The following is a 19397-nucleotide window of genomic DNA, read 5'->3' on the forward strand; positions in this document are numbered from 1 at the left end:
CGCTGGGCTTCCCTAGCGCGGTTTTTTTATCTGTGCAATTTGACTACAAAGGAATTTCATCAACTGCATCTGCAATATTATCTATACTTTCATCAACCGCATCTCCAACCACCGGCACTACAGAAGCTACGGCACCCACAACTCTCATTGGCACTGTAACTATTTTTGTTAGCACGCAACCCGTTAAACTCACACACAAAAACGCTGCAAATATCCACTTATACAACATTGTTATTGCTCCTTTGTTACAGATAATCGAGTGGTTGCTAGGCTTTGCTTTATGGTTTTTAAATGCCCATGAAAATCTTCACCACGGCGCAATATTACCCCAGTAGCCAATACATCTATTAAGGTAAGCTGGATCATTCTAGATTGCATGGGCATATAGACATCAGTGTCTTCAGGTGATTCCACACCCAACACTAGACTAGCTTCTTCAGCCAAGGAGGAGCCTATCTGCGTAATTGCAATCACAACAGCCCCAGCACTGCGGCCAATACGAGCCACTTCTACCATCTCTTTGGTGCGGCCAGTAAAAGATAACAGCACTAGTACATCTCCACGCTTACAAGCTGCCGCCGTCATACGCATCATTAATGAGTCATTATGGGCTACAACAGGAATATTGAAACGAAAAAACTTATGCAAAGCATCGTGAGCAACAGCGCCAGAGGCACCCATACCAAAAAAGCAAATCTGTTGGGCCTGGCTTAAATAATCCACCGCACGCTCTATCACCTTGCTGTCAATTTGCTGCTTTGCAGTGTCTAAACTAGCCATAGTACTTGTGAATATTTTATCCGTGTATTGCGCAGCAGTATCGTTTTGATTAACGGTTTGGCTTACATAAGGCATGCCGCGGGCCATACTTTGAGCCAATTCCATTTTAAAATCTGGATAGCCTTTTAAGCCAAAGCTTCTACACATACGGTTAACTGTAGGCTCACTTACTTTAGCAAGCTCTGCTAATGCTGCGATACTCATTCGAGTTGCTGTTTGTGGATCAGCAACAATCACTTGCACCACTTTGCGTTCAGATCGGTTAAGCTGATCTTGTTGTGTGGACAATCGCTGCAATAAATTATTAGTCATTATCATCTGTTCTTTTAATCTAGCTTATTTGTTCATTTATGTAAGTAATATTACCAACATTTTTGATATTTTTGTGACTTTTTAGCAAGTTTAATAGTATTATTACATGTCCAATATACATACAAGGTTATACAAGCCATGCCGAACAATCCATCATCTAATGAGCATACATCAGCTACAGGCATATTAAGCCATAGTTTTGTTTTGTTTGGCGCATTAGGCGATTTATCACTTCGAAAACTCATGCCGGCTCTGTACCAACTTGAACATGCAAAGCTATTAAGCCCAGAGCTCGCCATCATGGCTGTAGCTCGCAGCGCTATTAATACCGCCGAATTAAGATTGCGCGTTGAGCATACACTAAATCAATACATTGGCGCAGATGAATTAGATCCTAGCTCCTTATCGGGACTATTACAACGGTTGCATTATTGCCAGGTAGACCTTACCCAAGCGCAAGATTATGTCGCCCTAGAAAAAGCCCTAACCTCTTGGCACCCACAAGTCACTTACTACTTGGCAACTCCACCAAGCTTATATAAAGACATCTGCCAACACTTGCACACGGCAGGCGCCATTAACGAACATAGCCGAATTGTGGTAGAAAAACCCATTGGCCACGACCTTGCTTCATCTAAGGTAATTAACAACGCATTGGCTTTATATTTTGAGGAAAGCCAAATATTCCGTATCGACCATTACCTAGGCAAAGAGACCGTACAAAATTTAATCGCCCTACGCTTTGCCAACCCACTATTTGAAAACCAGTGGAATAACCAATACATCGACTATGTTGAAATAAGCGTAGCAGAAGATGTAGGCATTGAAGGTCGTTGGGGGTATTTTGACCAAGCTGGCCAAATGCGTGACATGGTGCAAAACCACTTAATGCAGCTTTTATGTTTGGTCGCTATGGACCCACCATCAAAGCTTGACGCTAACAGCATACGTGATGAAAAAGTTAAGGTGTTGCGCGCACTAAAGCCTATTAAAGAAGATGCGATCAACAATCACCTAGTCTTAGGTCAATATACTGATGGCCAGTTTAAACAGCAGCCTGCACCTGGCTACCTAAATGAACCAGACGCAAACACCAATAGTGACACGGAAACCTTTATTGCCTTGCGTGTAGAAGTATCTAACTGGCGCTGGACCGGCACACCCTTTTACTTGCGCACCGGTAAACGCATGGAAAGCAAAGTAACTGAAATAATCATTCACTACAAAGCTCACAACCACTTCATTTTTAACCCAGATCAAGCCAAGCTTGCAAAAAACACACTGGTCATTCGCTTACAACCTTCTGAAAGTATTGCCTTACAAGTGCTCACCAAAGAGCAGGGTATAGACACGGGCATGCTTCTTAGACGTGACCCACTGCAGCTAAATTTGGCACAAACACAAACTAATGTTCGCATTCCAGATGCCTATGAACGACTCTTGTTAGAAGCTATAAAAGGCAATCAAAGCTTATTTGTAAGACGTGACGAAGTAGAACTGTCTTGGCAGTGGTGCGATCAAGTAAGACGCAGTTGGCAGTCTGGAAATAAATCCCTAGCGCCCTACCCAGTAGGAAGTACCGGGCCCCAAGAAGCCCTCGATATGATTCAAATGTATGGACACCATTGGTATGAAGACTGTGATGAAAACTAATAAACCCTCAATACTGAGCGCCCCTATTGAGTGGTTAGAAAGTGTATCGGCACAAACTCTTGCCACTACACTTGCCTCCACTATTGCAGGCCAATTGCGCGATGCCTTAGTGCAAAGGCCAAGAGCCAGCCTTGCAGTCTCTGGCGGTCGCACGCCCAAAGCGATGCTACAGCAACTAAGCCAGCAAAAGCTTGACTGGCACCGGGTAGATATTACCCTTGCAGATGAACGCTGGGTGCCCGAAGGCGACAGCAACAGCAACACTGCGCTAATAAAGGCTTGGTTATTACAAAATGAAGCATCTGACGCCACTTTTTATCCCATTTATACGGGAGAAAAGACTGCATACGAGGGTCAACAACACTGCCAACAAGAACTTTCATCCATGCATTTTCCACTTGATGTGTTAGTGCTGGGTATGGGTAACGATGGACACACTGCTTCCTTGTTTCCCTTATGCCCTTCATTAAGCGAAGCACTTTCCACACAAGATATTTGTATCGCTACCTGCGCACCAGTAGAGCCTACTGATCGCATGACTCTAACAGCCAATACATTAAAACTTGCAAAAAATACACATTTACATATTGAAGGCAGTGGCAAACTCCAAGTGCTAGCGCAGGCTATGGAACTAAAAGATCCCTTTCAGATGCCCGTTTATACTTTCTTTCAAAAACCCCTTTTTATACATTGGTGCCCATAGATGACCAGCTCAATTACCACTTTAATGCAAAGTAACACAAAAAAATTAGATCAAATATGTGCTAGCGCACCTGTTATTCCAGTACTTACTTTAGACAATGCCAAGCAAGCTATTGGCGTTGGCAAAGCTTTAGTGGATGGAGGCTTAGTTGTTTTAGAAATCACTTTGCGCAGTGACTACGGCCTAACCGCTATTAAACAGCTCAAACAGGCTTTGCCCAATGCCATTATTGGAGCAGGCACAGTAATTACGCCACAGCAGTATGAAGCTTGTGTAGAAGCTGGAGCTGACTTCATTGTAAGTCCAGGTTTTACTGACGAGCTTTTAAAATATGCTAGCCAAAGCACAGTACCCTTATTGCCTGGCATTGGCAGCGTAAGTGAAGCTATGCAAGCGATGGCTCTAGGTTATCGCAGGTTTAAACTATTTCCTGCAGCTGTGGTAGGCGGAGTAGACTTTTTAAAGGCCATTGGCGGCCCAATTAGCGAACTGAAATTCTGCCCAACCGGAGGCATCAAACCTACCAATGCGGCAGAATATTTAGCCCTAAAAAATGTAATGTGCGTAGGTGGAACATGGCTAACGCCTGCTGATGCAGTGCAGCAGGAAAATTGGCAAGCTATAGAAGACCTAGCTAAAAAAGCGTGTACGCTAGCTCTACCTAAAAACTAACAAGGCAAAAAAAAGCCCTTTAAGCTTAAACTTAAAGGGCTAAAATACCGCCTTCTAACTACAAACTCCCATAACAAGAGCCCTATAAAGAAGCTCTAATTACGAGAAGCCTTAAAATAGTCAATTAACGCATTGGTAGAGTCATCATGCTGATGCCCAGCCTCTCCTTCAATTTCCTGTAATATTCCTTTAGCTAGAGTTTTTCCTAGCTCAACACCCCATTGGTCAAAAGAACAAAGATCCCAAATTACACCTTGTGCAAATATTTTGTGCTCATAAAGTGCAATCAGTGAGCCCAAGTTTCTTGGATCAATCTGCTTAAGTAATACCGTATTACTAGGCCGGTTACCTTGATGCACCTTATGGGGCAATAGCTTTTCAAGCTCTACCGAGTCTAACCCTTGAACTTCCAACTGACTTCTCACTTCCTCGGCGCTAATACCATTCATCAACGCTTCAGTTTGAGCAAAGAAGTTAGCCATTAGGTTTTCGTGATGGCCTTTAACAGGAGTAGAGCTAGCTAATGACCCTATAAAGTCAGCTGGCACAATCACATTACCTTGGTGCAGTAATTGATAAAACGCATGTTGCCCGTCGATACCCAACTGACCCCACACAACAGACGCCGTCGGATATGCCACTTGATTACCTTGGCGATCCACATGCTTACCGTTACTTTCCATATCAGCCTGCTGAATATAGTCAGTGAAGCTTTCTAAAGGCTGGTCATAGGGCAAAATTACGTGGCTTTGCGCCCCATGTAGTAGACCATTCCATATACCTACTAATGCCATAATAGTAGGCATATTCTTTTGCGCTGGGGCATCTCTAAAATGAAGATCCATATCATGAGCACCGATTAATAGTTGCTCAAACTTATCAAACCCTAGGTATAACGCAATCGGCAAACCAATAGCTGACCAAATAGAGTATCGGCCACCTACCCAGTCCCACATGGAAAATCTAAAACCTGCATCAATACCAAATTCTTGCACTGCTTCAGTGTTAGAAGACACCGCCACAAAATGCTGCTGTACTGCACGTTCGTCAAATGCCGAAGCCATAAGCCAATTACGCGCAGTTTGTGCATTGGTCATGGTTTCGCTAGTGGTAAAGGTTTTAGACGCTACTACAAATAAAACTTGTTCCGCATTTAAAGGACGTAAAATTTCAGCAATCTCTACGCCGTCTACGTTAGATATAAAATGCACACGTATAGTAGAGTCAGCATAAGAGCGAAGCGCTTGAGTTACCATTTTTGGCCCCAAGTTAGACCCACCAATACCAATGTTAACAACATCTGTTATGCGCTTGCCAGAATATCCAAGCCATTCGCCACTGCGCACTTTTTCAACAAACGTACGCATATGAGACAGCTCGTCATTGATCATATCCATCACATTAGTTTGATCGACGTACACTGGCGAATTACTTCGGTTACGCAGCGCTGTATGAAGCACTGCCCGGTCTTCAGTAATGTTAATCTTTGCGCCTCGGTACATGCGCTCTATAGAGGAGCTTAGACCCATGTCTTGAGCTAAGCCAAACAGAGAATCCATTATTTCAGGCGTCAAACAGTTTTTAGAGTAGTCTAATAATAAGTTAGGTAATTCAATCGAGTAGGTCTCAAAGCGATTACCTTCTTTAGCAAATAGCTCACGCAAGTGAGTACTGCGGTGCTGCACTGCCAATTGTTGCAATTTTTGCCAGTGTTTAGATTTTTCAAGCTGTAACATTGTGTCTCCGTGACTCGTGATCAAGTGCTATAACGGCGCCGTTTAGGCCCGGTTGCTCTGCAATGCAGAGGTAGATAGGTATCTGCTGAAGATAAGTAGAAGTTCGGCCTTTATTAGTAAAGCTTTGGATAAAATCGCTACTTAGTAAAAATTGTTGCATGCGTGGTAAAATCCCACCAGTTAAATAAACGCCACCTACCGCGCCAAACGCTAAGGCTTCATTAGCCACTGCATTACCCAGCATTTCACAAAAGGTACGCAGTGCTTGATAGGCCAACTCATCAGGTGAGGCTAGCTGAGCTTGTTGTAAAATATCTGCAGGGCTACTTAAACTAGGTGGCATAGATTTAATGTGTGCCACTGCATGATATAGATCCATCATGCCAGAGCCTGATAGCAATCGCTCAGTAGACACATGTTCGTATTTACCCCACATATATTCCAGCACTTGCACCTGCAGCTTATTCGTTGGTGCAAAGCCTACATGGCCACCCTCACCCATGACAGGCAACCAACCGTGGTCATGGGCAACCAGTCCTGCCACACCTATACCTGTGCCTGGCCCCATAACCAAACGATTACCTTTTGCTACCGCCTGCCCTTGCTTCACTAGACATAGATCTGCAGTGGCGATTTTTGACATGGCCCATGCTTGAGCAGTAAAGTCATTAACCCACAACGCCTGTACTCCAAGTGCTCCATCTACCTTGGCTTTATTAACACGCCAATGGTTGTTGGCTAGCGAAAACTGGGGTAAATGCACAGTACCCGCAATAGCAATACAAGCTTTACTGATCAAGCCCGTAGCATTAGTGCTAGAAAGATATGCAGACACGGCTGCCTCTAAGCTAGGATAATCTGCGCAAGGGAGTATCTTAATATCTAGTAAATCAGGCACATCAGCTTGTGTTAAAGCAAAACGTGCGTTGGTAGCGCCAACATCGGCGACTAAATTATAGTCAGGCATAGGTGTACATCACTTTGTCATCGGAGTAAATAATTACACACACGTGCTAGCGCCTAATTCAGCGGCACTAACCTGCATGCGCATGCCAGCAAATAACTCACGGCCCATGCCTACAGTTACGCCTTCTTTATGCGCAGCTTGAGTTCTTTTTTCTAAGACGTCAGCATCTACCATAAGCTCTAGGCTGCCATTGTGGCAATCTAGCTTTATCATATCTCCATTTTCTATTTTACCAATAGTGCCACCTGCTTTTGCTTCTGGGTAAACATGGATAGCAGCTGGTACTTTTCCAGACGCACCAGACATACGCCCATCAGTCACAAGCGCTACCTTAAATCCACGGTCTTGTAACACCCCTAAATAGGGCGTTAGTTTGTGTAGCTCTGGCATGCCACAAGCTTGTGGACCTTGAAATCTAAGCACTGCAATAAAATCTTCTTCTAACAAGCCTTGCTTAAATGCATCTTCAAATTCTAACTGATTATCAAACACCTTAGCAGGCGCTTCTACCAACCAATGCTGCGTTTTAACTGCTGACACTTTAGCGACGCCACGTCCTACATTACCTTCTAACCTTACTAAACCGCCTGTAGGAGAAAAAGGTTGGTCTGCAGATCTTAATACATCAGTGTCTGCACTGGTTTCTGGGGCAGCCTGCCACACCAACTTACCGTCGTTTAGCTTAGGTTCTTGGCAATAGCGACTAAGGCCATGGCCCATCACTGTTTCGACATCTTCATGTAATAAGCCATGTTCTAGTAAGGTTTGTACTAAATAAGGCACGCCACCTGCTGCATGGAAGACATTAATATCTGCCTCACCATTTGGGTATATACGCGTCAGACTAGGCACTACAGTAGATAACTTATCAAAGTCATCCCAGTTAATAATAATACCGGCAGCCCGTGCAATTGCAATCAAATGGATCGTGTGGTTAGTAGAACCCCCTGTGGTAAGTAGAGCTACAATGGCATTAACTATCGTTTTTTCTGACACGATTTGAGCTAAATTTTGCTGTGCAGATGAATGAGTAAGCTTAACCGCTTGCTGGGCAGCTGCAATTGTCAGGGTATCTCTCATAGTGCCATCTGGTGCCACAAATGATGAACCTGGTAAATGTAATCCCATTACTTCCATTAATAACTGGTTACTATTAGCCGTACCATAAAAGGTACAAGTCCCTGCACTATGATAAGAGGCTGACTCACACGCTAACAGTTCATCCCGGCCTACTTTTCCTTCAGCATATAACTGGCGGATGCGTGCTTTTTCTGCGTTTGGTAAACCTGATGGCATTGGCCCTGCAGGTACAAATACCACGGGCAAATGACCAAAGCTTAAAGCACCAATTAACAGACCTGGCACAATTTTGTCACACACCCCTAAACAAAGTACCGCATCAAACATATTATGAGACAAAGCTACTGCCGTAGACATAGAAATCACATCTCGACTAAATAAGCTTAATTCCATACCAGGCTGCCCCTGAGTCACACCATCGCACATCGCCGGCACTCCACCTGCAAATTGTGCAACACTGCCCATGTCTCTAACCGCTTTTTTGATAAGTTGCGGGTAGTTTTCAAATGGCTGATGAGCTGAAAGCATGTCGTTATAAGACGACACAATGGCAACATCAGCACTGTCCATCATAGTCAGTCGATCTTTATCATCCTGAGAGCAAGCTGCAAAACCGTGGGCCAAGTTCCCGCAAGACAATGTTGAACGACTGACCCTGCCGCCTTTAGCAGCATCTATATTAGCTAGGTAGTCTCCCCTACTTTTCTTACTGCGTTCAATAATGTCTTGAGTAACCTGAGCAACAACCTGCTTCATAACAACACCTTTATGCATATATTTCAGTAATATTAACAAATTACTGCTTATTATAAAACCTATTAGACGTATAAATATTTGATATACCGGCAATATGTATGTAATATTACTAACATATAGATACTACAGGAAAACCACAATGACTATTCGCATTGCTATAAATGGCTTCGGCCGAATCGGCCGCAATATTGTTCGCGCCTTATATGAAAAACAAAATTCAAGCCCATATGCTGCACTAGAAATAGTAGCTATCAATGATTTAGGCCCAGCTAAAACTAATGCTCACTTGCTTGAATTTGACAGTGTGCATGGCCGCTTTAACGGAACTGTAGATCATAACGATGAGCACCTATTCATTAATGGTGACAGCATCAAACTCTTTCAACAGCGTGATCCAAGCCAACTACCTTGGAGAGAATTACAAGTAGATCTGGTCCTTGAGTGTACCGGCCTATTCACCAAACGCGAACAATGCCAAGCTCATATTGATGCAGGCGCAAGCAAAGTAATTGTATCCGCACCTGGCACAAACTTAGATGCCACCATTGTATATGGTGTGAATCACGAAACTCTTACAGGTGACGAACGCATTATCTCAAACGCATCCTGCACCACTAACTGCTTAGCCCCAATGGCTAAAATACTTAATGATGCATTTGGTATTGAACAGGGGCAAATGACCACCATTCACTCTTATACCAATGATCAGCTACTTACTGACGGCATGCATTCAGACCTTTACCGGGCTCGCTCTGCGACTCAGTCTATGATTCCTACTAAAACTGGTGCTGCAGCTGCTGTCGGCTTAGTGTTGCCAGAACTAGCTGGACGATTAAATGGCATGGCTATGCGCGTGCCAACCATCAACGTTTCCGTAGTAGATCTTACCTTCATCAGCAGTATTGATACCGATGCGCAAACGGTTAACAAAGCGATTCATGACGCTATTTCTAACAACCCTCATTTGGGCCATGTTATGGAGTATGTTAACAAGCCACTCGTCTCTGTAGACTTCAATCACAACTCAATGTCTTCATGTTTTGACAGCAGCCAAACCTGTGTTCAAGGCAAGTTAGTAAAGGTGATGTCGTGGTATGATAACGAATGGGGATTCTGTAACAGAATGCTAGACACAAGCTTAGCGCTAATGGCTCGCTAATCTAACACTTTTGAAACAACCCAAATAAATCTACACACTATTAAGGATAAAAAAAACACCATGAGCTTAAGACGCACAAAAATTGTTGCCACATTAGGCCCCGCTACTAGCAGCCAAGAAGCCCTTGAAAAAATCATCGCTGCAGGGACCGATGTCGTGCGCCTTAACTTCTCACACGGCAGTGCTGAAGATCACAAAAAACGTGCGCAAACCGTGCTTAAAGCTGCTGCAAAAGTAGGTCGTCACGTCGCTATACTGGCAGACTTGCAAGGCCCCAAAGTACGGATCGCACGCTTTATAAATAATAAAGTGCAGCTAACCAATGGACAAAACTTTATTCTAGACCCAGGTATGGATCTAGAAGCTGGAACCGAACAAGCCGTCGGCTTAGACTTTCCTGAACTAGGTAAAGATCTGCACCAAGATGACATCTTATTATTAGACGATGGCCGAATAGTGCTTAAAGTTGTTCGCGTAGAGCAAAACACAGTTCACACTACTGTAGAAGTAGGCGGCCCTCTTTCTAACAACAAAGGTATCAACCTTCAAGGTGGAGGCTTATCAGCCCCGGCTCTAACAGACAAAGATCGTGCAGATCTTATTACTGCCGCAGAAATTGGTGCAGATTACATTGCTATTTCATTTGTAAGAAATGCTGGCGACATGAATGAAGCTCGCGCTTTACTAGAAAAAGCCAACAGTAATGCTGGCTTGATTGCTAAAATTGAACGCGCAGAAGCTATTGAAACCGAAACATTAAAAGGCATCATCTTAGCCTCAGAGGGCATTATGGTTGCCCGTGGAGACTTAGCTGTAGAAATTGGCGATGCCATGCTAGTAGGTGTTCAAAAAGACATTATTAAGCACACACGAAAACTAAACCGCATTGTGATCACGGCAACACAGATGATGGAGTCGATGATTACAAGCCCAATGCCTACGCGGGCTGAAGTATCCGATGTAGCCAATGCAGTGATGGATGGCACCGATGCCGTTATGCTGTCAGCCGAAACAGCCGTAGGCGATTACCCGGCTCAAACAGTTGAAGCTATGGCTAGAGTATGTCTAGGCGCTGAACAGCACAGAAACGCCCATAAGTCTTCTCATAGGCTAGACATCGCAGTACACAGCATTTATGAAAGCGTCGCACTAAGCGCTATGTATGCGGCAAACCACTTGGATGGCGTAAAGGCCATTATTTGTATGACCCAAAGGGGAAAAACCCCACTACTGATGTCACGCATTAGCTCAGGCATACCTATTTTTGCCTTCACTTCTCACGCTGAAACACAACGCCGTGTTTGCCTTTACCGGGGTGTAATTACACATCCATTTGATTCTAAGGTCATTGAAAACGACCAAGTAAACCACGTGGCAGTTGAGCAGCTAAAAAAATTAGGCATCGTAACAGATGGCGATATCGTGCTCATATCTAAGGGCGATTATGTGAAGGCTCATGGCGGCACCAATACGCTAAAAGTAGTACGTGTTGGTGATTTGATCCAATAACACAGCAGCTGGCATGCTAGCTGCTGTGTTATTTTACTAGGCGCTGCTTACTGCAGCGCTTAGTCATTCAACCTAAATGCCACAAACAGTGGCATTCCTTGGCGCACAATGCGCAAAGAAATAGATCGATTATTAGGCAGAGCTTTTGCTAAGCTAGCAAACTGTTCCACACTAGCGATGCGCTGATTAGCAATGCTGGTGATCACATCACCAACCTGCAAACCAAGCTCCTGAGCCACGCCAGCATCTACTTCTGTAACATCTACACCATTACGGATGCGCCACTCCTGGGCCTTTTCTGGCGCCAAGGAAGCCACCCGCACACCAATGCGCTCAACATAGCGGCTCTTATCCACTTTACCTAAAGCGCTAAGTTTATTTTTTGGCAGATGCCCAATCAACACATCCACATCGATAAGCTCTCCATCTCTTATCACCTTAATAACAGCAGTACTTTGAGGCACTATAGCTCCTACAAAGTGAGCCACTTGAGCTGACATGACAACATCATTCCCATCTATTTTGGTAATCACGTCTCCTGTTTGTAGACCCGCGGCAAAAGCTGGACTATCGTCTAGCACTTGAGATATTAATGCACCCGAAGCCTTATCCAAACCAAAAGATTCTGCAAGGTCTTGACTGACCTCTTGAATCTGCACACCCAGCCAACCTCGCGCCACTTGACCTGTTTCTCGCAGCTGTTTGGCCACGGTGGAGGCTGTATTACTAGGAATAGCAAAACTCACACCCATAAAACCACCTGAGCGGGTATAGATTTGAGAGTTAATACCGACCACTTCTCCGTCCAAATTAAATAAAGGGCCACCTGAATTACCTGGATTTATGGCCACGTCTGTTTGAATAAAGGGCACATAAGTTTCTGAGCGAAGACCTCGCCCTTTAGCACTCACAATGCCCGCGGTGACTGAGTAATCAAAACCAAAGGGAGATCCAATAGCAAGCACCCACTCCCCCACTTTCAACTTATCTGAGTCTGCCATGGTCAAAAACGGCAGCCCTTGTGCGTCAATTTTTAATAAAGCTAAGTCAGAGCGTGGATCGCTACCCACAAGTTCCGCTTCCATTTCACGACGATCACCTAAAGCGACAATAATTTTTTCGGCCCCCTTAACCACATGATCGTTGGTAAGAATGTAGCCATCTGCACTGATCAGAAAGCCTGAGCCTGTAGACTGGGCTTGAGGCGCACGCCTTTGCTGAGGGGGTTGCGAGGGTTGCTGAGGAGACTTGGGAGCAAAAAAGTCTTTGAAAATTTCAGGCACCTGGCCCTGGTTGGGAGCTTGGGGTTGATTACCTCTAAACCTTTGGGTGTTGTTACGCACAGTACTAATGTTAACCACAGCAGGAGATGCTTTTTCAACAAGTATTGTAAAGTCTGGAAATTGTTGAGCTTGTGAAAAGCTGGACGACAACATGACGAGCAACAACAACGCGCTCAGTTTATAGTGCAAAGTGAATTTTTTCATCAGAACGCGTCTCCATCTATTCATATGGTAAAAATATATTACTCATAATCATACGGCAGTTTTAACGAGCTAAGGGCACTATAGAGCTCATTTACAAAAAACTTTCAAAGCTTTGCAGAAGCATGTGCTGATATACAATTATATGTATAAATATTTGGTGTTAATCAGTCGTGAAATGAAGTTCCTGCACCTGAACACTGCTTTGCTGGCGAAGGATTACTGGCTGCCACTGATTAGAGTTAATAACAGAATCACTTTGGCTGTACCAGCGCAGCAGCAACAAACCAAGACCTAATCCTAGCAACGCTACAATGACTGTAACAGGCTCAGACAATCTCAGCCACTGAGCTAACAAAGCACACCCAAGCATTGTTACCAAAGGCATAGCAAAGGTTAGCAAGCTGGCTTTAATAAAGGCGTTTTGAGGGATACCAAGAACCACTTCATCGCCCACACTTAAGGACATAGCCAAAGGCATGGGCAACTGGATACGCGAACGCTTACAATCTGTCGCTTGGTTCATGAGTCGTTGGCCACAGCCACTTTTCATGCTGCAAGATTTACACGTGCTCAGGCGAATTGTATCAAGCCATACTGAGCTTTGATCAATGGCATGGACGTGGGCAACTTGCTCGATCATTGAGTCGTGTGCATTAGACATAATTCAGCCCTACAGCCTTAAAAGGCGTTTATTGGGCTGTAAAGGATACCACAGAGCTGGCCACTTGCTCGCCTTGCGCTAAACTTAATTGGCCAACCAAGGTGATAAACATTGAGCTGCCATTATGCGTAATCGTTTGGCCTAAAACGAGATTGGAACCAGCAAAGGTATGGCCTTCAGGAATGGTGCGGCCATTTAATGCTTCAACATAAAGCGTAAAGTTATCAATGCCATCACTATAAGTAAGCACTTCCCTTGCCACTTGGTTTGAGGTATCTAAGCTGCGTTGGGTTAGTACAAAACCAGTCGGTAAATTTGCCGCTGACCAAGTTGCATCCGCTGCGTTAGCCGCTTCTATGGGTGCTTGCAAACGAATGATATCATTAACGTTATCTACACTCGCAGAAGCGACACCCGTGCTAAATAGCGCAATACTGTTATTGCTATTTCTGGGCTCTAACAACACAACGCCTTGCTGGGCAGGAATTACTTGTGGCACAGCCGATATACCAATACGCTGGGCGCCAAGGACCATAACCATAGTCACACTTGCTGCTACAGCCAAACCGGCAACAGGCTGCCAGAAACGATCTAAATAGCTTACTTTAGATGCTTGATTGTTAGGTGCAGCAAAAGATTGTTGCGCATAGCACGGCTCTGCCACGATCGCTTGACGCACCCGATCTGAAAAATCTAATGATACAGAGGCTATACTTGCTTCACGTTTTAGTGCAGCACTAGCTAGTTGGTAACGAGCCCACTGCAACCTTACTTGCTCATCACTCTCACAGGCTTTGAGTACGCGCTGAAGCTCAAGCGGCTGCGCAACATCATCCATTACTGCAGATAATGATTCACGCACTAGTTGTGCATCACTGTTGCGGGTGTGTTTAGTTTGTGTTGGTGCCAAAATATCGCTTCCTAAATTTTGCTTACGGCAGTTTGGACGCCAAAAGTCTGGTTTGGTTCAATGTTATTTTTACACTATCTTCACAGAACGCTAATCACGATCCATAAGTTTTGCTACTTCTTTGTCAATTGCCTCACGAGCTCTAAATATACGCGAACGCACAGTGCCCACGGGGCAGTCCATTACTTGTGCAATTTCTTCATAACTCATACCTTCAAACTCTCTCAATGTAAGCGCAGTCTTAAGGTCTTCTGGCAGCTTGTCTAGGGTGGCAAACACCTTATCTTGAAGCTGATCACGAGCCATCAAATTTTCTGGGGTATCCACGTCTGCCATGACATCTGCACTACCATAGTCGCCGTATTCATTAGCTTCTACATCAACATCTGGTGGTCTGCGAGACCGAGATACTAAATAGTTTTTTGCCGTGTTAATGGCAATGCGGTAGAGCCATGTATAAAACTGACTATCACCGCGGAAATTAGCCAACGCACGATAGGCTTTAATGAATGCCTCTTGACTGACGTCCATGGCCTCATGATGATCCTTCACATAACGACCCACTAAACTGATGATTTTGTGTTGGTATTTAAGAACCAATAAGTCAAAGGCGCGCTTATCCCCAGCTTGCACTCGTTCTACAAGCTGCTGGTCAGATGAGACTGAATTAGGTGGGGCCTTTTCAATGGGCACTTAGGTTTCCTTATCTAAATTTGGCTCAGTACACAAATTGCGATTCGCTAGCAATTTAATAGCCTAATAAGAGTACAACAGATTAGCCTTGTAGACACTAGTTCAGAGTAAATCTAACCAGTTAAAACATATCTGCGATAACAATAAGCATTTCACCTTAGGTCTAGCCAAGCTATAATCGAAGACTTTAGCGAATTACAACAACAGCAACCTTATGCAACAAGACTTTCAATACGACGTGCTTATTATAGGTTCCGGCGCTGCCGGGCTTAGCTTAGGTTTAAAATTGGCCGCAACTCGCAAGGTCGCTGTAATAAGTAAAAACGAACTAAACGCTGGTGCTTCAGGTTGGGCGCAAGGTGGCATTGCAGCAGTACTTGACCAACAAGATCGCATAGATGATCACATCCAAGACACCTTAATAGCAGGTGCTCACCTTGGCAATCCAGAAGCCATCCAATTTACCGTAGAGCAAGCAAAAGCCAGTATTGATTGGCTTATTGGTCAGCGCGTACCCTTTACTCAAGACGATGCAGACCCAACAGGATACCATCTGACCCAAGAAGGTGGTCATAGTCATAGGCGTATCATTCACGCGGCAGACTGGACTGGTCGAGCAGTGACCACAACCCTGCTAGAACGAGCGACAGAGGCCAAAAACTTAGACTTGTTATCTCATCAGGTAGCTGTTGACTTAATTACTAATGCGAAACTAGGATTGCCAGGCAACCGCTGTGTAGGCGCCTACGTATTAAATCAACAAACGGGCCACGTCAACACGTTTAAAGCACAGTGTGTCATTTTAGCCACAGGCGGTGCCAGTAAAGTGTATCTTTATACGAGCAATCCAGATGGCTCGTCTGGTGACGGTATAGCTATGGCTTGGCGTGCAGGTTGCCGTGTAGCTAACATGGAGTTTAATCAGTTCCACCCTACCTGTTTGTATCACTCACAAGCCAAATCATTTTTGATCACTGAGGCTATCCGTGGTGAAGGTGGAAAGTTAGTATTGGCTAATGGTGAGCCATTTATGCAGCGCTTTGATGACCGCTTAGAGCTAGCCCCACGAGATATTGTTGCCCGTGCCATAGACCACGAAATGAAACGCCTTGGTGATGACTGCGTTTATTTAGACATTAGCCATCGTGGACGTGAGTTTATCCAATCTCATTTTCCCAACATTTACCAACGCTGCATGGAACTGGGCATAGACATTGCTAAAGATCCTATTCCTGTAGTGCCTGCTGCACACTATACCTGTGGCGGCATTATTACCAATCAAGACGGTATGACTGATATTGAAGGCCTATACGCTGTTGGCGAAACCGCTTTTACAGGCTTGCATGGTGCTAATCGATTAGCAAGCAACTCATTATTGGAATGTTTCGTTTATGGCCACGCTGCGGCAAAGCACATCGAAAAAAATTGGAGCGAAACCCCACCTAAACGCACTATTCCTACCTGGGATGAAAGCCAAGTAAAAGACTCAGATGAAGACGTAATCATCTCTCATAACTGGGACGAATTACGTCGCTTTATGTGGGACTATGTGGGGATAGTTCGCACAGACAAACGCTTAACCAGAGCAAAGCACCGTGTAGAGTTGCTACTTAGTGAGATAGATGAGTTTTATAGTAATTATCGCGTAAGCCCAGACCTTATAGAATTACGCAATTTGGCCTTGGTGGCCTCACTTATTATTCATAGTGCCCAGCAACGCAAAGAAAGCCGTGGTTTACACTACACATTAGACTATCCAGACACCCAAAAAACCGCCCGTAACACGATCATGACACCTACTAATTTTGATTGGCAGTAGGGATTTGGATATGCCAACGGCCAAACACTCTTAATTTACGCAACATGTCTGGGGGGCCACTGTCAGCCAGAAGTGGCCACCAAAACTGCTGCCCATCTGAAAGCCTAATATATAAGGTAATAAAATAAGGATTAAAGGCTGATTTGGGCATGATTTGCCCACTCACTTGCTCACCATTTTTTAGATAACAGCAAAAATCATCCGCAGTCCAGCTGACAGCAACTACGCTGGTGCTAGATTTAAGTAAAGCCCAGCGCCAAACCCAATACCAGCTCATACCCCCAGCAAACAACGCATAAGCTAACGCCAACCACACGTTTCCTAATATACCCCAGCCACAAAGGCTCAAAGCTAGCCAAACAACACCTGCCACTAAAGCAAGGTGTGGTGAAGCCTTAAGCTGAAACTTGGCTCGACTTAGCATAGTCTTTAACCAACTTAACCATGGCATCAAGGTCTGCATCTCCACTCGCACCGTGCCCCATAAACCAGGTAAATAGGTCTGGATCTTGCTGGCCCAACAATCTCACATAGGTTTGTTGCTCTTGCGAACTGATAGAAGGCAACACATTAGCGGCAAATGGCCCCAGTAAAACATCTAATTCCAGCATGCCACGACGACTGTGCCAAATTTGCCGCTTTAATTCTGTTTGATTCAACATTGAATTCCTCTGTCTTAACCCATACCATGTACACATGGCGTAATTTTAGCGCAAACTGTCCAACTATGCCTGCTAGGCATCCATATTTAGATTATTAACAACATGAAACAAACCTATTTTTGCCCGCTAGATCATTTTGGTAGCCTGAGCTTGTCTGGCCCCGATGCACAAAAATTTTTACAAGGCCAAATCACCTGTGATGTTACCAAGGTGACACAGTCTTTTGGCCAAGCTGGTGCGTACTGCACTCCAAAGGGCAATGTCATTGCCAACTTCAACTTAGTCACACATGCCGACACTTTACTCATGCATATGCCCATAACTATGGTAGAAAGCGTGCAAAGGGCGATGTCCAAGTACATAGTATTCTCTAAAGCTCAGCTGCAAGATGCAAGTAGTGACTGGAGCCGATTTGCAGTGTGGGGTGATGAGGCTATGGCATGCATTACTCTGGTATTCGGTTTAGCTCCACAAGAGCAAATGTCATGCATACAAGATCTTAACTACTTAGTATGGAGCAATGACGCCAATAGCAAAGAATTTATTGTCTATTGTAGCCCTAGCCACAAATCAAAAATAATGGTCCAGCTTGAACAACAAGCAAAATTAGCCGATATGAGTGCGTGGGAAGCTAAACAAATCAATAATGGCCTCGTTTACGTAACCCCAGAAATTAGTGACAGCTATGTGCCACAGATGCTCAACTTACAAGCCACAGGCGCAATTGACTTTAAAAAGGGCTGTTATACTGGGCAAGAAATCGTGGCCCGTATGCAGTATTTAGGTAAACTTAAACGACATTTACTGATAGGACAAGCAAGCTCACCTATCGCTTTAAAGGTGGGCCAACAAATTGATGCCACCAAGCGAAAAAATGTAGGCCGCATAACCAGCGTTGCCTCAACTGGCGGCAACAACTACGAGTTTACTGCAGTTATAAATCGTACAGAAGCACAAGAAGACACACTTAATCTGCATGAGCAAGACGGCGCAATCATAAATTTAGTGCCTCTGCCTTATGAAATTGATCCACAAGTCTTTGAGCGCATTAAGCTATAGTTAAAGTGATGGAGTTAAAGCAACACAAATTGGCTAGGCTCTGCTAACACTGGAGTGCGCTGCCAATCTATAGGGCTTTGGCCGCGCTGTGTTATATAGGCATTGGCCTTTGAGAAGTGCGCGCAGCCAAAAAAACCCCGATACGCTGATAACGGAGAAGGATGCACCGTTTCAAGCACGCAGTGTTTGCTTGCATCGATAAGGCCAGCCTTAGCTTGGGCTGGTTTTCCCCACAGCATAAACACCACGCCATCACATTGCTGGCTGATTGCACTAATAACAGTGTCCGTAAGATACTCCCAACCTTTGCCCTGATGCGCACCTGCTTGACTATGCTCTACTGTGAGCACTGTGTTAAGCAACAACACACCTTGCTGTGCCCACTGGCTTAAATTGCCATGCGTGGCAGGCTGCACACCTAAATCATTAGTGAGCTCTTTAAGGATATTACGTAAAGACGGAGGTGTCTTAACACTTTGATTCACAGAGAAACTTAAGCCATGGGCTTGGGGTTGGCCTTGTTCAAATCCGTGATAGGGATCTTGACCTAAAATCACCACTTTAACTTGCTGCAATGGGGTAAGTTTAAAGGCGTTAAACCAATCACTTTGTTTAGGTAGCAAAGCAATCTTTTGATCTAGCTGCTGCTGCAAAAAGGCAGCCAAAGCATTAAGCTCAGGCTGAAGTAAACAAGGCTCTAGCACCTTAAGCCAGCTCTTATCGAGCTGGTGTAAGTGTGCATTTTGCCAAATGGACTGAGCCATTTTTTAACAGTTCTA

Annotated in this window: 19 protein-coding genes; 7 read left to right on the plus strand and 12 right to left on the minus strand. The window is 44.5% G+C overall.

The features are described from left to right. Window positions 1-43: 43 nt before the first annotated feature. Together ABXT42_RS09630 and hexR are read right to left on the minus strand one after the other, a co-directional pair. Window positions 44-229, minus strand: coding sequence for a DUF6726 family protein (locus ABXT42_RS09630; RefSeq protein WP_443627937.1), 186 nt, complete (start codon window positions 227-229; stop codon window positions 44-46). Window positions 230-231: 2 nt separating this feature from the next. Beyond that, a complete protein-coding gene (gene hexR, locus ABXT42_RS09635) occupies window positions 232-1092 on the minus strand; it encodes a transcriptional regulator HexR (RefSeq protein WP_443627938.1) in 861 nt (286 codons plus the stop codon). 138 nt (window positions 1093-1230) lie between these two features. On the opposite strand from hexR, the gene zwf reads away from it, so the two are divergent. From zwf to ABXT42_RS09650, 3 genes are read left to right on the plus strand one after another with little or no spacing between them, the layout of a single operon-like run. Then, window positions 1231-2745 carry a glucose-6-phosphate dehydrogenase gene (zwf, locus tag ABXT42_RS09640; RefSeq protein ID WP_443627939.1) on the plus strand — a complete coding sequence of 505 codons (1515 nt, stop codon included), beginning with the start codon at window positions 1231-1233 and terminating at the stop codon, window positions 2743-2745. Further along, window positions 2735-3448, plus strand: coding sequence for a 6-phosphogluconolactonase (gene pgl / locus ABXT42_RS09645; RefSeq protein ID WP_443627940.1), 714 nt, complete (start codon window positions 2735-2737; stop codon window positions 3446-3448). The genes zwf and pgl overlap by 11 nt, the downstream gene beginning before the upstream one ends. Continuing rightward, window positions 3449-4120: a bifunctional 4-hydroxy-2-oxoglutarate aldolase/2-dehydro-3-deoxy-phosphogluconate aldolase gene (locus tag ABXT42_RS09650; RefSeq protein ID WP_443627941.1), complete on the plus strand. Its 672-nt coding sequence runs from the start codon at window positions 3449-3451 to the stop codon at window positions 4118-4120. Window positions 4121-4215: 95 nt separating this feature from the next. On the opposite strand, the gene pgi is transcribed toward ABXT42_RS09650, so the two are convergent. Genes pgi through edd form a run of 3 tightly spaced genes read right to left on the minus strand, consistent with a single transcriptional unit; the run spans window position 4216 to window position 8659 of the window. Further along, window positions 4216-5856, minus strand: coding sequence for a glucose-6-phosphate isomerase (gene pgi / locus ABXT42_RS09655; RefSeq protein ID WP_443627942.1), 1641 nt, complete (start codon window positions 5854-5856; stop codon window positions 4216-4218). Next, window positions 5843-6823 (minus strand): glucokinase, encoded by a 981-nt coding sequence (gene glk / locus ABXT42_RS09660; protein WP_443627943.1) that lies wholly within the window; start codon window positions 6821-6823, stop codon window positions 5843-5845. The genes pgi and glk overlap by 14 nt, the downstream gene beginning before the upstream one ends. A 33-nt stretch (window positions 6824-6856) precedes the next feature. Beyond that, a complete protein-coding gene (gene edd / locus ABXT42_RS09665; RefSeq protein WP_443627944.1) occupies window positions 6857-8659 on the minus strand; it encodes a phosphogluconate dehydratase in 1803 nt (600 codons plus the stop codon). A gap of 139 nt (window positions 8660-8798) precedes the next feature. On the opposite strand from edd, the gene gap reads away from it, so the two are divergent. Together gap and pyk are read left to right on the plus strand one after the other, a co-directional pair. Next, on the plus strand, window positions 8799-9818 hold the full coding sequence (gene gap, locus ABXT42_RS09670; protein WP_443627945.1) for a type I glyceraldehyde-3-phosphate dehydrogenase: 1020 nt from the start codon (window positions 8799-8801) through the stop codon (window positions 9816-9818). Window positions 9819-9878: 60 nt separating this feature from the next. Continuing rightward, window positions 9879-11327, plus strand: coding sequence for a pyruvate kinase (gene pyk, locus ABXT42_RS09675; protein WP_443627946.1), 1449 nt, complete (start codon window positions 9879-9881; stop codon window positions 11325-11327). Between the two features lie 59 nt (window positions 11328-11386). Here the strand turns inward: pyk and ABXT42_RS09680 are convergent, their stop codons facing one another. The 4 genes from ABXT42_RS09680 to rpoE form a co-directional block, all read right to left on the minus strand. Continuing rightward, entirely contained in the window at window positions 11387-12814 is a 1428-nt protein-coding gene (locus ABXT42_RS09680) for a DegQ family serine endoprotease (protein WP_443627947.1), read from the minus strand. A 160-nt stretch (window positions 12815-12974) separates the two neighbouring features. After that, the gene (locus ABXT42_RS09685) at window positions 12975-13475 is read right to left on the minus strand and encodes a SoxR reducing system RseC family protein (RefSeq protein WP_443627948.1); all 501 of its coding nucleotides are present in this window, start codon (window positions 13473-13475) and stop codon (window positions 12975-12977) included. Window positions 13476-13503: 28 nt separating this feature from the next. Beyond that, window positions 13504-14385: a MucB/RseB C-terminal domain-containing protein gene (locus ABXT42_RS09690; protein ID WP_443627949.1), complete on the minus strand. Its 882-nt coding sequence runs from the start codon at window positions 14383-14385 to the stop codon at window positions 13504-13506. A gap of 90 nt (window positions 14386-14475) precedes the next feature. Beyond that, the gene (rpoE, locus tag ABXT42_RS09695) at window positions 14476-15078 is read right to left on the minus strand and encodes an RNA polymerase sigma factor RpoE (protein ID WP_443627950.1); all 603 of its coding nucleotides are present in this window, start codon (window positions 15076-15078) and stop codon (window positions 14476-14478) included. Between the two features lie 214 nt (window positions 15079-15292). Here rpoE and nadB point away from each other — a divergent pair, with 214 nt between their 5' ends. Continuing rightward, a complete protein-coding gene (gene nadB, locus ABXT42_RS09700; RefSeq protein ID WP_443627951.1) occupies window positions 15293-16897 on the plus strand; it encodes an L-aspartate oxidase in 1605 nt (534 codons plus the stop codon). Here the strand turns inward: nadB and ABXT42_RS09705 are convergent. Both ABXT42_RS09705 and ABXT42_RS09710 read right to left on the minus strand, forming a co-directional pair. Further along, the gene (locus tag ABXT42_RS09705) at window positions 16878-17321 is read right to left on the minus strand and encodes a hypothetical protein (RefSeq protein ID WP_443627952.1); all 444 of its coding nucleotides are present in this window, start codon (window positions 17319-17321) and stop codon (window positions 16878-16880) included. The genes nadB and ABXT42_RS09705 overlap by 20 nt on opposite strands. Further along, window positions 17293-17559, minus strand: a complete 267-nt coding sequence (locus tag ABXT42_RS09710) for an FAD assembly factor SdhE (protein ID WP_443627953.1) — start codon at window positions 17557-17559, stop codon at window positions 17293-17295. Before ABXT42_RS09710 ends, ABXT42_RS09705 begins: the two co-directional genes overlap by 29 nt. Window positions 17560-17661: 102 nt before the next feature. Between ABXT42_RS09710 and ygfZ the strand changes: the two genes are divergently transcribed. Next, the gene (gene ygfZ, locus ABXT42_RS09715) at window positions 17662-18618 is read left to right on the plus strand and encodes a CAF17-like 4Fe-4S cluster assembly/insertion protein YgfZ (protein WP_443627954.1); all 957 of its coding nucleotides are present in this window, start codon (window positions 17662-17664) and stop codon (window positions 18616-18618) included. A gap of 14 nt (window positions 18619-18632) precedes the next feature. Here ygfZ and ung read toward each other — a convergent pair whose 3' ends face one another. Further along, the gene (gene ung, locus ABXT42_RS09720; protein WP_443627955.1) at window positions 18633-19382 is read right to left on the minus strand and encodes a uracil-DNA glycosylase; all 750 of its coding nucleotides are present in this window, start codon (window positions 19380-19382) and stop codon (window positions 18633-18635) included. Window positions 19383-19397: the final 15 nt, after the last annotated feature.

It is taken from the genome of Candidatus Njordibacter sp. Uisw_002 (genome assembly GCF_047730155.1).
Lineage (GTDB): Bacteria > Pseudomonadota > Gammaproteobacteria > Pseudomonadales > Balneatricaceae > Njordibacter.

What these genes read in the sequence shown, in the direction of transcription:
- ABXT42_RS09630 (WP_443627937.1), bottom strand. Translation starts at nt 229, where the DNA reads ATGTTGTATAAGTGGATATTTGCAGCGTTTTTGTGTGTGAGTTTAACG.
- hexR (WP_443627938.1), bottom strand. Translation starts at nt 1,092, where the DNA reads ATGACTAATAATTTATTGCAGCGATTGTCCACACAACAAGATCAGCTT.
- zwf (WP_443627939.1), top strand. Translation starts at nt 1,231, where the DNA reads ATGCCGAACAATCCATCATCTAATGAGCATACATCAGCTACAGGCATA.
- pgl (WP_443627940.1), top strand. Translation starts at nt 2,735, where the DNA reads ATGAAAACTAATAAACCCTCAATACTGAGCGCCCCTATTGAGTGGTTA.
- ABXT42_RS09650 (WP_443627941.1), top strand. Translation starts at nt 3,449, where the DNA reads ATGACCAGCTCAATTACCACTTTAATGCAAAGTAACACAAAAAAATTA.
- pgi (WP_443627942.1), bottom strand. Translation starts at nt 5,856, where the DNA reads ATGTTACAGCTTGAAAAATCTAAACACTGGCAAAAATTGCAACAATTG.
- glk (WP_443627943.1), bottom strand. Translation starts at nt 6,823, where the DNA reads ATGCCTGACTATAATTTAGTCGCCGATGTTGGCGCTACCAACGCACGT.
- edd (WP_443627944.1), bottom strand. Translation starts at nt 8,659, where the DNA reads ATGAAGCAGGTTGTTGCTCAGGTTACTCAAGACATTATTGAACGCAGT.
- gap (WP_443627945.1), top strand. Translation starts at nt 8,799, where the DNA reads ATGACTATTCGCATTGCTATAAATGGCTTCGGCCGAATCGGCCGCAAT.
- pyk (WP_443627946.1), top strand. Translation starts at nt 9,879, where the DNA reads ATGAGCTTAAGACGCACAAAAATTGTTGCCACATTAGGCCCCGCTACT.
- ABXT42_RS09680 (WP_443627947.1), bottom strand. Translation starts at nt 12,814, where the DNA reads ATGAAAAAATTCACTTTGCACTATAAACTGAGCGCGTTGTTGTTGCTC.
- ABXT42_RS09685 (WP_443627948.1), bottom strand. Translation starts at nt 13,475, where the DNA reads ATGTCTAATGCACACGACTCAATGATCGAGCAAGTTGCCCACGTCCAT.
- nadB (WP_443627951.1), top strand. Translation starts at nt 15,293, where the DNA reads ATGCAACAAGACTTTCAATACGACGTGCTTATTATAGGTTCCGGCGCT.
- ABXT42_RS09705 (WP_443627952.1), bottom strand. Translation starts at nt 17,321, where the DNA reads ATGCTAAGTCGAGCCAAGTTTCAGCTTAAGGCTTCACCACACCTTGCT.
- ABXT42_RS09710 (WP_443627953.1), bottom strand. Translation starts at nt 17,559, where the DNA reads ATGTTGAATCAAACAGAATTAAAGCGGCAAATTTGGCACAGTCGTCGT.
- ygfZ (WP_443627954.1), top strand. Translation starts at nt 17,662, where the DNA reads ATGAAACAAACCTATTTTTGCCCGCTAGATCATTTTGGTAGCCTGAGC.
- ung (WP_443627955.1), bottom strand. Translation starts at nt 19,382, where the DNA reads ATGGCTCAGTCCATTTGGCAAAATGCACACTTACACCAGCTCGATAAG.